Source organism: Bradyrhizobium sp. LA2.1, from assembly GCF_040547725.1.
Classification (GTDB): Bacteria; Pseudomonadota; Alphaproteobacteria; order Rhizobiales; family Xanthobacteraceae; genus Bradyrhizobium; species Bradyrhizobium barranii.
In genome coordinates this window covers 481,897-493,104 of the sequence record NZ_JBEPQI010000005.1, presented here as the reverse complement: position 1 = coordinate 493,104, position 11,208 = coordinate 481,897, and the positions used below count along the sequence as shown (strand labels likewise).

The following is an 11,208-nucleotide window of genomic DNA, read 5'->3' as shown; positions in this document are numbered from 1 at the left end:
GTCCTCAAGGCCTTCTTTGAGCGCCTCGTGGCCAATGGAAAGCCGAAGCTCGTTGCCCTGATCGCCGTCGCCCGCAAGCTGCTGACCATCCTCAACGTCATGATCAGGACGAAAACACCATGGCAACCCGCTTGACAGCGAACACAGTCGCTCACCCGTCTCGCCGCTACGCGGCGAGCCACCCTCTCCCACAAGGGGAGAGGGTAAGAACACCGCAGCCCCCTACTTATTCTCAACCCTCCTCGCGCATCTCGGGCTTTACCGCCGCGACCGATTGTCGCTAGAACAGTCCCCGCAACAAAACCCAAACAACAACACAGGGAGAAACACATGCAAAAACTCATCGCCGCCGTCGCGGCCGGATTTGCTCTCGCCGCCACGTCAGGCGCCGCGCAGGCGCAGATCTCCGACGATGTCGTCAAGATCGGCGTGCTCACGGACATGTCGAGCCTCTATGCGGACGCGACCGGCAAGGGCTCGCTCGCCGCCGTCGAGATGGCGGTTGCCGATTACGGCGCCAAGGTTGCCGGCAAGCCGGTACAGGTGGTCGCCGCCGATCACCAGAACAAGCCCGACGTCGGCGTCAACATCGCCCGCAACTGGTACGACAACGACAAGGTCGACGCGATCTTCGACGTGCCGACATCCTCGGTGGCGCTGCCGATCTCGGCGCTCACGCGCGAGAAGAACAAGATCAACATCAACTCCGGCGGCGGGTCATCGGACATCACCGGCGTCGCCTGCTCGCCCAACACCGTGCACTGGACCTACGACACCTATGCGCTGTCAAACGTCGCCGGCAAGGCGATGGTGAAGCGCGGCGAGGACACGTGGTTCTTCGTCACCGCCGACTACGCCTTCGGCATGGCGCTGCAGCGCGACGCTGCCAACGTGGTCAAGGAGAGCGGCGGCAAGGTGCTCGGCGAGGTCCGCCATCCGCTCAACTCCTCGGACTTCTCGTCCTTCCTGCTCCAGGCCCAGGCCTCCAAGGCCAAGGTGGTCGCGCTGGCGAATGCCGGCGGCGATACCACCAACGCGCTGAAGCAGGCGGCCGAATTCGGTCTCGTTCAGGGTGGCCAGAAGATGATCGCGCTGCTCCAGGAGATCACCGACACCCATTCGCTCGGCATCAAGGCGACGCAAGGCCTGATCGTCACCGACGCGTTCTACTGGGACATGAACGAGGAGACGCGCGCCTTCTCGAAGCGGTTCAACGAGAAGGTCGGTCATATGCCGACCATGATCCAGGCCGGTCTCTACTCGGCGACCATGCATTATCTGAAGGCGATCGAGGCCATCAAGACGGACGAGGCGCCGAAGGTGATGGAGCAGATGCGCAAAACGCCGGTCAACGACTTCTTCGCCAGGAACGGCAAGATCCGCATCGACGGCCGCATGGTGCACGACATGTATCTGTTCGAGGTGAAGAAGCCGGAGGAGTCCAAGGGCGAGTGGGACCTCTACAAGCTGATCGCCACCGTCCCCGGCGACGAAGCCTTCCGTCCGCTCGACAAGGGTGGCTGCCCGCTGGTGACGCACTGAACGTCTTCTCCCTCTCCCCGCTTGCGGGGAGAGGTGAAAGACGAAAGACACGACAGCGCGCCCGGTGAAAATCGGGCGCGCTTCGTTTCGGCCGTCACGTGAGCAACATTACTCCGAGTACTTGAACTCGGGCATGTTCTTCAGCTCGTCCTTGCTGGCATTGAACACGGCGTGGTCCGGATACCATTTCGACGTGGACGAGGCGGTCGTAGCCGTCGTCGTCGTGGTCTTCTCGGTGCCGGTCGCAACGCCGGTGGTCGTGGTCGCCGCAGGCTTCGCGCCGGTGCCGGTGTAGGCCACGGCCTCGTTGACGAACTTCAGCTTCTCGTAGGGGACGGCGACCAGATGCTCGCCCATGCCGAGGAAGCCGCCGACGCCGATCACGGCAATCTTGATGTTGCCGCTCTTGTCCATCAGCAGGTCGTTGATCGAGCCAATGTTCTCGTTGGCGTCGTTGTAGATCTTCAGGCCCGACATCTTCGACGCACGCCACTCGCCCGACGCGGTCGTCGTCGTCGTCGTCGTGGTGGTTGTGGCCGCGGGCGCTGCCTTGTCGGTGGTGGCGGTCGGGTTTTGCGCGAACGCAACGGTCGCAAGCAGTGCGGTGCCGGCAAGGCCGACGGCGATCGATTTCATCAACATTGTTGTCCTCTCCTTCAGCAGAAAGCTTATGCGGAGAGAACAGCGGCGATCATCCGCAGTTCCTTTTCTGCGGCAATTTCGTCACGCGATGATGGCGCTGCGCTGCGCTGAAAGTTCCTGCGTCACTCAGGAACGTTCGATCAGGAACGTTCCTGATGCACAGTTCCCCGCCGACGATCATGCGTCCTGGGTGAAGCACGATCGCGGCGAGGAACGCGCCGACCTGCGTCGCTCAGGTCAGCTCTTGAAGTCGATCAAAAGTGCGGAGAAATCCGAACCGCCGAATGAGCTGCCGTTGGCGCCGTAGGACGCGCTCGACGATTGCGACTGCTGGAGCGCCTGGAGGAATTGCTGGAGAATGTCCGCCGTGGTCGTGTTGGTCGACGTGCTGCTGGTCGAGTCCGTCGAGGACGAATCCGACGAGCTGTCATCCGGCGGCGGTCCGCCCGCACCACCGGGACCGCCGGGACCACCAGGACCGCCGGCGCCGCCGGGCCCCTTGGCGAACGCGGACTGAAACACGTTCTTCAGTTCGTCCGCCTGATCCGAGGTCAGCGTCCCGTTCGACACTTCGTTGGCGATGAGATCGTCGATCTTCGACTTCATCTCGTCCTTGGAAGGACGCGTGCCACTCGACTGATCGCTGGATCGGCTCGACTGCAAGGCGGTGTCGATGTCGGTCAGCGCGGTCGAGAGCGCCGACTGGTCCGACGACGAGATCGTGCCGTCGGAAACGTCCGATTGCAATTGCTGCTGAAGCCGCTGCAGGGGCGACTGGTAGTTACCGGCGGAGGCCGCCGAAATCGAGGTCATAATGGCTCCGTGGCTTTTGCGGGGTTTCGTAAGCGACACCGCCACGGTATGGTTAGCGGCCTTAACGAGACCTTGCCGCTTCCCTGCCCGGGTATTGCGCGGCGTTGCGCCCGGACAGGCAGAAACAATCCGAAACAAAAATCTTCGCCTTTTGGCCCGAATCTTGGACAAACAAAGCGCATGGCCAATCCCAACATCCTGGTCGTCGAGGACGACCGCGAAACCCGGACGTTGATTGCAAAGTACCTGCGCAACAACGCCTGCAACGTCACCACCGTGAGCGATGGCCGGGAGATGTCGCGTGCCTTGGCCGATCACAGGGTCGACCTCATCATCCTCGACGTCATGCTGCCCGGCGAGGACGGCTTGAGCCTATGCCGCAAGGTACGCTCGGAGGCGCAGACGCCGATCATCATGCTGACCGCGCGCGGCGAGGACGTCGATCGCATCGTCGGCCTCGAGATGGGCGCTGACGACTATCTGCCAAAACCCTTCAACCCGCGCGAGCTGCTCGCGCGCATCAACGCGGTGCTGCGCCGCCAGGCGGCAGCCCAGGCGGCAAGCTCGATCGAGGGCGCCTCCACGCTCGTCTTCGAGGGCTGGCGCATCGATCTGCGCCTGCGCGAATTGCGCAATCCGGAAGGCGCGCGCGTCGCGGTGACCAGCGCCGAGTTCGATCTGCTGCGGACGTTCTGCGAGCGGCCCGGCCGCGTGCTGTCGCGCGACAGCCTGCTCGACCTCACTCAAGGGCGCAACACCGGCTCGTTCGAGCGCTCGATCGACGTGCTGGTCAGCCGCATCCGCCGCAAGATCGAGCCCAATCCGGCCGATCCCACCATCATCAAGACGGTGCGCTCCGGCGGCTATCTGTTCACGCCCAGAACCGAAGCGGCCGGGACTGAAGCAGCTGGCAATGAAGCGGTCGCGGCGACCCTGAGCAGTTAGTGGAGCGGTCGTCATGACGCCGTTCCGCTTCTTCCACCTCAAGAGCATCGGCGGACAGATCGCCGCGCTGGTGGTGGCGTCGATCGTCGCGCTGCATCTGATCCTCACCGCCAGCTTCCTGATCAGCCGGCCGGACCGGGCCGAGCCGCCGCCCGACGCCGCCCATCAGCTCGCGGACGCGGCGCTGCTGCTCAACGGCACGGATGCGAGCGAGCGGCCGCGCATCCTCGCCAATATCGTGCGTGCGTTTCCGAAGGCCGGCATCGAGCTCCTCGCGCCGGGGACCTTCTCCGTCGCCGACGACAGGGAGGGCCCGCATCTGCGCAACGTGCGCCGGCATCTCGGCCATCAGTACAAGGTGATCGCGCTGGCCCCGAATTTCGGCGTGCACCGAGTCGCGGTCGAGCTTCCCGACGGCAGCATGATCGCAGGCCGCGTCGAGCAGGGCCCGCATCCGCCGCGGTTCTGGGGCGGCCCCTGGATGATAACGCTGCTGTTCGCGCTGATCAGCGTCACGATGCTCGGCCTGTGGGCGGCCTACGCGCTGGCCGCGCCGCTGTCCTCGTTTGCCAGGGCCGCCGAGAATTTCAGCCTGGACGGGGCGGCCGACCCGCTGCCCGAGCGCGGCCCGGAGGAGATCCGCTCGGTCGCGCGCGCGCTCAACCGCATGCATGAGCGGATCGCGCGGCTGATGTCGGATCGCACCCGGATGCTGGCGGCGATCAGCCACGACCTGCGAACGCCGATCACCCGGCTGCGCCTGCGCGCCGAGTTCATCGAGGACGAGGGCAACCGCAGGCGCATGCTGATCGATCTCGACCAGATGCGCTCGATGCTGGAATCCGTGTTGTCGCTGCTGCGCAACGACCGCAAGATCGAGGCGGTGACGCTGGTCGACATCGCGAGCACGCTCCAGGTCATCGCCGACCAGTTCGGCGACATGGGTCATGTCGTGCACTATGACGGCCCCGCTTCGGCGACGGCCGCCGCGCGGCCCGACGAACTGCATCGGGGCGTCACTAACCTCGTCGAGAACGCGGTGCGCTTCGGCGCCGAAGTGACGATCCGCCTCGACGTATCCGGCACCAGGCTCGTCATCGACGTCGAGGACGACGGCCCCGGCATCTCGGATGCGCGCAAGCAGGAGATGCTGGAGCCGTTCGCGCGCGGCGACGACGCGCGCACCATGGACGAGCACACCGGCTTCGGGCTCGGCCTGTCGATCGCGCGCGCGATCGCGATCGCTCATGGCGGCGAATTGTCGTTGCACGACCGCGCGCCGCACGGGCTGATCGTACGGATGCAGTTGCCGGTGTGGCAGCAGCCGCGGCGGGCGGCGTAGGGCACGCCTCAGGCGGCGAGCGGCGGATGCTCGATCGGGTGCTCATCGAAGATCGCCACCGCCTCGAAGCGGTAGCCGCAGGCGTGGCATTTCCAGAGATAGGAAACGCGGCCTTCGCCCGGCTCGATCCAGTCCGGAGACGGGATCGGTGCCCCACATTGCGCACAGGGGTTCTGCTTGGGGATGTCGCCGATGTCTGCTCGGGTCATGGACGTTCTCCCGAATTTTGAATAGCGATTTTTGGGCGAATGCACGAATAGACAGACCTGCTGTCGCGTAACGCACATCGCCAAGTGCAATCCTAACCTGGGTTTGAGTCGTAAAAACGACGGCCCCGCGAAAATCGCCGCTGGCGGCGTTTCGCCACATCATCGCCGTGTTCCCACGGCCTAACGCGCACGGGTGCAGGTTCGTTCTGCCGAGGAATAATTCAATGAAAATTTTGCGTATTGCCGTGCTCGCTGCGGCCGGGCTGATGTTGCCCCAGGCCGCATTCGCGGGTGAAGCCGAGTATGCCGAGATGGTCGCGGCCCATGCCCGCGCCAACGGCGTGCCGGAAGCGCTGGTGCATCGCGTCATCATGCGCGAGAGCCGCTATCAGCCCGGCCTTATCGGCCGCGGCGGCACCATCGGCCTGATGCAGATCAAGCTCGCGACCGCTCGCGGGGTCGGCTACACCGGCGACGCCGCCGGCCTGCGCGATCCCAACACCAACCTCACCTACGCCGTCAAATACCTCGCCGGCGCCTATCGCGCCGCCAACGGCGACCACGCCCGAGCCGTGCGTTATTTCGCGGGCGGCTATTACTACGTTGCAAAGCGGCAGCGTCAGGAGGCCGTGCAGGTTGCCAATATTGGCGACACCTGGCTCGAGCCGAACGGCAATCCACAGCCGATGCTCGGGACGGCGCCGCATAAGAAGCTGGCCCAGCGCGTCAGCAATGCGCGGGCGCAGGTTCCCAACCACTAGCCAGCGTCATTCCGGGGCGATACGAAGCATCGAGCCCGGAATCTCGAGCTTCCCCGGTGCGCAATTGCGCACCCGGGGTTCGGTCCGGCGGACCGCGCCGGAATGTCAGCCCTGTGGCTAGCGCGTTGACCACCCCGTCCCGCTGGCATACATTAGAGCCGTTCCGAGGGGTGCTCCGAGGAGGAGCTGAGATACCGCTAAATGGGTCAGAAGGCCCAGGACCGCGGTGACCCTTTGAACCTGATCCGGGTCATGCCGGCGAAGGGACAGGGATGTTGCAGACCACCAAGCGACCGGATTCCCCGGTATCCATCATCGGCGCAGGCATTGCAGGTGCCTGGCAGGCGCTTTTGTTCGCGCAGGCCGGCCATGCCGTGACGCTACACGAGCGCGGTGACGCCGCGATGACCGATTCCACCAGCCATTGGGCCGGCGGGATGCTCGCGCCCTGGTGCGAGGCGGAGGTCGCCGAACCCATCATCTCCAGGCTCGGCCAGCGCTCGCTGGACATCTGGCGGCGCGAGCTGCCGGACACCCCCTTCAACGGCTCGCTCGTCGTCGCCCATCCGCGCGAGCGCAACGATTTCGAGCGTTTTGCGCGGATGACCGAAGGCCACCGCCGGCTCGATGCGGCCAGCCTTGCCGAGCTCGAACCGTCGCTGGAGGGCCGCTTCCGCGACGCGCTGTTCTTCGCGACCGAGGGCCACGTCGAGCCGCGCCGCGTGCTGCCGAAGCTGCACGAGCGCATCCGCGCCGCCGGCGGCACCATCAAGTTTGATAGCGACGTCTCCGCCAAAGACCTCGACGGTATCGTGATCGACTGCCGCGGCCTTGGCGCGCGCGACGAGCAGCCGGAGTTGCGCGGCGTCAAGGGCGAGATGATCTTGATCGAGACCGGCGAGGTGCGGCTGGCGCGCCCGGTGCGGCTGATCCATCCGCGCTGGCCGCTCTACGTGATCCCGCGCGAGGACAACCTGTTCATGCTGGGCGCGACCTCGATCGAGGCCGAGGACACCGGCGTCAGCGTGCGCTCGGCGCTGGAGCTGCTGGGCGCGGCCTATGCCGTGCATCCGGCCTTCGGCGAAGCGCGCATCGTCGAATTCGGCTCGGGCTTGCGCCCGGCTTTCCCCGACAATCTGCCGCGCATCGGCATTCGTGGCGAGAGGATCGCCGTCAACGGCCTCTACCGCCACGGCTTCCTGATCGCGCCGGCGCTCGCCGAGCTGACGCTGCAATACGTCCAGCGCGGCCAGATCGACAATGAGGTGATGCAATGCGCGTGATCGTCAACGGCGAGCAACGCGAGGTGAACTCGGCCAGCGTGGACGCGCTGCTCACCGAGCTCGACTACGAGGGCACCCATTTCGCGATCGCGCTCAATTACGACGTCGTGCCGAAGAGCCGCTGGGCCGAAACCCACCTCAAGGCCGGCGACGAGATCGAGATCATCACGCCGCGGCAGGGAGGGTGAGGGAGATGATGGCACGCTCTCTCCACTTGTCGTCCCCGCGAAGGCGGGGACCCATAACCACAGGGAGCGGTTATGGCGGCCGGTCTCTCCCCACGTGCCCCAAGAGAAATCACGCGGTATGGGTCCCCGCCTTCGCGGGGAAGACAGTTGAACTTGAGGAGACACCTCGGACATGGTGACCTTCTACGGCAAAACCTTCCCCTCCCGCCTCCTGATCGGCAGCGCGCTGTATCCCTCGCCTGCGATCATGCAGGCGGCGATCCGTGCCTCCGGCTCGAACATTGTCACGGTGTCGCTGCGCCGCGAGGCCGCCGGCGGCAAGACCGGCGACGCGTTCTGGAATCTGATCCGTGAGCTCGACGTCAGCGTGCTGCCGAACACCGCCGGCTGTCGCAGCGTGCGCGAGGCCGTCACCACCGCAAAACTCGCGCGCGAGCTGTTCGGCACGTCCTGGATCAAGCTGGAGGTGATCGCCGACAACGACACGCTGCAGCCCGACGTCGTCGGCCTGGTCGAGGCCGCCACCATCCTGATCAAGGACGGCTTTGAGGTGTTCCCCTATTGCACCGAGGATCTCTCGGTCGCAAACCGCCTGGTCGATGCCGGCTGCAAGGTCGTCATGCCCTGGGCCGCGCCGATCGGCAGTGCCAAAGGCATCACCAACCGCGACGCGCTGAAACTGCTGCGCGAGCGGCTGCCTGACATCACACTGGTGGTCGACGCCGGCATCGGCGCGCCGTCACATGCGGCCGAGGCGCTCGAGCTCGGCTACGACGCCGTGCTGCTCAACACGGCCATCGCAAAGGCCGCCGATCCCGTCGCCATGGCCAACGCCTTCCGTCTCGGCTGTGATGCCGGCCGCACCGCCTACGAAGCCGGGCTGATGAACGCCCGCGACTTCGCCTCCCCCTCCACCCCTGTCGTTGGGACACCATTCTGGCATGCCGTATCCTGATCGCTTCTATCCCGTCGTCGACAGCCTCAAATGGGTTGAACGCCTGACCAAGCTCGGCGCCGGCACCATCCAGCTGCGCGCGAAAGACCTCAACGACGCCGACGCGCTCCAGATCGTCACCGATGCGCTGGCGATCACGAAGGACACGCAGGCCAAGCTGGTCGTGAACGACTATTGGCGCGCGGCCGTCGTCGCCGGCGCAAAGTATCTGCATCTCGGCCAGGAGGACCTTGCCGATGCGGACCTCAAGGCCATCCGCGAGGCCGGCCTGTCGCTCGGAATCTCCACCCATGACGATGCGGAGCTAGAGACCGCGCTTGCCGCAGAACCCGACTACGTCGCGCTGGGTCCGATCTTCTTCACCACGCTGAAGTCGATGCGCTTCGAGCCGCAGGGCATTCCGAAGATCACGGAATGGAAGAAGCGCATCGGCACCATCCCGCTGGTCGCGATCGGCGGCATCAAATTCGAGCACGCCGCGGAGATTTTTGCGGCCGGCGCCGATTCCATCGCCGTCGTCAGCGACGTCACCCAAAACGCCGACCCGGACGCGCGAGTCAAACAATGGCTTGGCGATTCCGCCAAAGCCGCCTGAACGAGAGATACAACGGAGGATCCCATGAACATCCGCTCCAACCCCGAAAAGACCGTCCCCGCCGTCACCACCGGCCCGCTGCCCTCGTCACGAAAAATCTTCGCGTCTCCGGACGCTGCGCCCGACATGCGCGTGCCGTTGCGCGAGATCATCCTCTCCGAAGGCGCCGGCGAGCCGAACCTGCCGGTCTACGACACCTCGGGGCCCTACACCGACCCGTCCGTGACGATCGACGTCAACGCCGGTCTCGCCCGCAACCGCCTCGCCTGGGTCAGGGAACGCGGCGGCGTCGAGGAGTATCAGGGCCGCGATATCAAGCCGGAGGACAATGGCAACGTCGGCGCCTCGCATGCCGCAAAGGCCTTCACCGCGCACCACAAGCCGCTACGCGGCCTCGACGGCCACAAGATCACCCAGCTCGAATTCGCCCGCGCCGGCATCATCACGAAGGAGATGATCTACGTCGCTGAGCGCGAAAATCTCGGCCGCAAAAAACAGCTCGAACGCGCGGAGGCAGCGCTAGCCGATGGCGAAAGCTTTGGTGCCGCGGTGCCCGCCTTCATCACGCCGGAGTTCGTCCGCAGCGAGATCGCGCGCGGCCGCGCCATCATCCCCTGCAACATCAACCACGCTGAGTTGGAGCCGATGATCATCGGCCGCAACTTCCTCACCAAGATCAACGCCAATATTGGCAACTCCGCCGTGACGTCGTCGGTGGAAGAGGAAGTCGACAAGATGGTGTGGGCGATCCGCTGGGGCGCCGACACCGTGATGGACCTTTCGACGGGCCGCAACATCCACACCACCCGGGAATGGATTCTGCGCAACGCGCCGATCCCGATCGGCACCGTGCCGATTTACCAGGCGCTGGAGAAGTGCGAAGGCGATCCCGTCAAACTGACCTGGGAGCTCTACAAGGACACGCTGATCGAGCAGTGCGAGCAGGGCGTCGACTATTTCACCATCCATGCCGGCGTGCGCCTGTCCTACATCCACCTCACCGCCAACCGCGTCACCGGCATCGTCTCGCGCGGCGGCTCGATCATGGCGAAGTGGTGCCTGGCGCATCACAAGGAGAGCTTCCTCTATACGCATTTCGACGAGATCTGCGACCTCATGCGCAAGTATGACGTCTCGTTCTCGCTCGGCGACGGCCTGCGTCCCGGCTCGATCGCCGACGCCAACGACCGCGCACAGTTTGCCGAACTCGAAACGCTCGGCGAGCTGACCAAGATCGCGTGGGACAAGGGCTGCCAGGTCATGATCGAGGGCCCCGGCCACGTGCCGATGCACAAGATCAAGATCAACATGGACAAGCAGCTCAAGGAGTGCGGCGAGGCGCCGTTCTACACGCTTGGACCGCTGACCACCGACATCGCGCCGGGCTACGACCACATCACCTCAGGCATCGGCGCCGCCATGATCGGCTGGTTCGGCTGCGCCATGCTCTGCTACGTCACGCCGAAGGAGCATCTCGGCCTGCCCGATCGTAACGACGTCAAGGTGGGCGTCATCACCTACAAGATCGCTGCGCATGCGAGCGATCTCGCCAAGGGCCACCCGGCCGCCCAGCTCCGCGACGACGCGCTCTCCCGCGCCCGTTTCGACTTCCGCTGGAGCGACCAGTTCAACCTCGGCCTCGACCCCGACACCGCAAAGAACTTCCACGACGAGACCCTGCCGAAGGAAGCCCACAAGGTCGCGCATTTCTGCTCAATGTGCGGACCAAAGTTCTGCTCGATGAAGATCACGCAGGACGTGCGCGATTACGCGGCGACGCTGAACGATCCGAACTCGATCGGCATGTCGCTGAGCGGCACCGCCGAGGACGGCATGAAGCAGATGAGCGCGAAGTTCAAGGAGATGGGCTCAAGCGTGTATCTGGACGCGGAGAAGGTGAAGGAGAGCAATCGGGTGTTGTGAGGGGCACCCG

12 protein-coding genes, 1 pseudogene and 1 riboswitch are annotated in these 11,208 nt (G+C 65.0%); of the genes and pseudogenes, 10 read left to right on the top strand and 3 right to left on the bottom strand.

What is annotated here, in order from left to right:
- Window positions 1-135 (top strand): annotated as a pseudogene (locus ABIB95_RS12740) (IS110 family transposase); the annotation flags it as partial.
- Between the two features lie 195 nt (window positions 136-330).
- The gene (locus tag ABIB95_RS12735) at window positions 331-1,542 is read left to right on the top strand and encodes an ABC transporter substrate-binding protein (RefSeq protein WP_166343804.1); all 1,212 of its coding nucleotides are present in this window, start codon (window positions 331-333) and stop codon (window positions 1,540-1,542) included.
- Between the two features lie 108 nt (window positions 1,543-1,650).
- Here ABIB95_RS12735 and ABIB95_RS12730 read toward each other — a convergent pair whose 3' ends face one another.
- Window positions 1,651-2,184, bottom strand: a complete 534-nt coding sequence (locus ABIB95_RS12730) for a PRC-barrel domain-containing protein (protein WP_354239719.1) — start codon at window positions 2,182-2,184, stop codon at window positions 1,651-1,653.
- Between the two features lie 237 nt (window positions 2,185-2,421).
- Window positions 2,422-2,997 (bottom strand): hypothetical protein, encoded by a 576-nt coding sequence (locus ABIB95_RS12725; protein WP_208088342.1) that lies wholly within the window; start codon window positions 2,995-2,997, stop codon window positions 2,422-2,424.
- Window positions 2,998-3,177: 180 nt separating this feature from the next.
- On the opposite strand from ABIB95_RS12725, the gene ABIB95_RS12720 reads away from it, so the two are divergent.
- A complete protein-coding gene (locus tag ABIB95_RS12720; protein ID WP_039153088.1) occupies window positions 3,178-3,942 on the top strand; it encodes a response regulator in 765 nt (254 codons plus the stop codon).
- Between the two features lie 13 nt (window positions 3,943-3,955).
- A complete protein-coding gene (locus ABIB95_RS12715; protein ID WP_354239716.1) occupies window positions 3,956-5,284 on the top strand; it encodes an ATP-binding protein in 1,329 nt (442 codons plus the stop codon).
- Between the two features lie 8 nt (window positions 5,285-5,292).
- Here ABIB95_RS12715 and ABIB95_RS12710 read toward each other — a convergent pair whose 3' ends face one another.
- Entirely contained in the window at window positions 5,293-5,493 is a 201-nt protein-coding gene (locus tag ABIB95_RS12710) for a hypothetical protein (RefSeq protein WP_028153771.1), read from the bottom strand.
- Between the two features lie 224 nt (window positions 5,494-5,717).
- Between ABIB95_RS12710 and ABIB95_RS12705 the strand changes: the two genes are divergently transcribed.
- The 6 genes from ABIB95_RS12705 to thiC all read left to right on the top strand — a co-directional run bounded on the left by ABIB95_RS12705 (window position 5,718) and on the right by thiC (window position 11,198).
- Window positions 5,718-6,254 carry a transglycosylase SLT domain-containing protein gene (locus ABIB95_RS12705; RefSeq protein ID WP_354239714.1) on the top strand — a complete coding sequence of 179 codons (537 nt, stop codon included), beginning with the start codon at window positions 5,718-5,720 and terminating at the stop codon, window positions 6,252-6,254.
- Window positions 6,255-6,410: 156 nt separating this feature from the next.
- Window positions 6,411-6,539, top strand: a riboswitch (TPP riboswitch).
- On the top strand, window positions 6,527-7,537 hold the full coding sequence (locus ABIB95_RS12700) for an FAD-dependent oxidoreductase (protein WP_354239712.1): 1,011 nt from the start codon (window positions 6,527-6,529) through the stop codon (window positions 7,535-7,537). It overlaps the preceding riboswitch by 13 nt.
- Window positions 7,528-7,725, top strand: a complete 198-nt coding sequence (gene thiS / locus ABIB95_RS12695) for a sulfur carrier protein ThiS (RefSeq protein WP_354239710.1) — start codon at window positions 7,528-7,530, stop codon at window positions 7,723-7,725. The genes ABIB95_RS12700 and thiS overlap by 10 nt, the downstream gene beginning before the upstream one ends.
- Window positions 7,726-7,897: 172 nt before the next feature.
- Window positions 7,898-8,680 (top strand): thiazole synthase, encoded by a 783-nt coding sequence (locus ABIB95_RS12690; protein WP_071910300.1) that lies wholly within the window; start codon window positions 7,898-7,900, stop codon window positions 8,678-8,680.
- Complete coding sequence (locus tag ABIB95_RS12685) at window positions 8,667-9,275, top strand: thiamine phosphate synthase (RefSeq protein ID WP_354239707.1); 609 nt, start codon at window positions 8,667-8,669, stop codon at window positions 9,273-9,275. Before ABIB95_RS12690 ends, ABIB95_RS12685 begins: the two co-directional genes overlap by 14 nt.
- A 24-nt stretch (window positions 9,276-9,299) precedes the next feature.
- Window positions 9,300-11,198 carry a phosphomethylpyrimidine synthase ThiC gene (thiC, locus tag ABIB95_RS12680; protein WP_354239705.1) on the top strand — a complete coding sequence of 633 codons (1,899 nt, stop codon included), beginning with the start codon at window positions 9,300-9,302 and terminating at the stop codon, window positions 11,196-11,198.
- The last annotated feature ends 10 nt before the right edge of the window (window positions 11,199-11,208 follow it).

Excerpts from the sequence above, each read along its gene's own strand:
- ABIB95_RS12735 (WP_166343804.1), top strand. The coding sequence starts at position 331 with ATGCAAAAACTCATCGCCGCCGTCGCGGCCGGATTTGCTCTCGCCGCC.
- ABIB95_RS12730 (WP_354239719.1), bottom strand. The coding sequence starts at position 2,184 with ATGTTGATGAAATCGATCGCCGTCGGCCTTGCCGGCACCGCACTGCTT.
- ABIB95_RS12725 (WP_208088342.1), bottom strand. The coding sequence starts at position 2,997 with ATGACCTCGATTTCGGCGGCCTCCGCCGGTAACTACCAGTCGCCCCTG.
- ABIB95_RS12720 (WP_039153088.1), top strand. The coding sequence starts at position 3,178 with ATGGCCAATCCCAACATCCTGGTCGTCGAGGACGACCGCGAAACCCGG.
- ABIB95_RS12715 (WP_354239716.1), top strand. The coding sequence starts at position 3,956 with ATGACGCCGTTCCGCTTCTTCCACCTCAAGAGCATCGGCGGACAGATC.
- ABIB95_RS12710 (WP_028153771.1), bottom strand. The coding sequence starts at position 5,493 with ATGACCCGAGCAGACATCGGCGACATCCCCAAGCAGAACCCCTGTGCG.
- ABIB95_RS12705 (WP_354239714.1), top strand. The coding sequence starts at position 5,718 with ATGAAAATTTTGCGTATTGCCGTGCTCGCTGCGGCCGGGCTGATGTTG.
- ABIB95_RS12700 (WP_354239712.1), top strand. The coding sequence starts at position 6,527 with ATGTTGCAGACCACCAAGCGACCGGATTCCCCGGTATCCATCATCGGC.
- thiS (WP_354239710.1), top strand. The coding sequence starts at position 7,528 with ATGCGCGTGATCGTCAACGGCGAGCAACGCGAGGTGAACTCGGCCAGC.
- ABIB95_RS12690 (WP_071910300.1), top strand. The coding sequence starts at position 7,898 with ATGGTGACCTTCTACGGCAAAACCTTCCCCTCCCGCCTCCTGATCGGC.
- ABIB95_RS12685 (WP_354239707.1), top strand. The coding sequence starts at position 8,667 with ATGCCGTATCCTGATCGCTTCTATCCCGTCGTCGACAGCCTCAAATGG.
- thiC (WP_354239705.1), top strand. The coding sequence starts at position 9,300 with ATGAACATCCGCTCCAACCCCGAAAAGACCGTCCCCGCCGTCACCACC.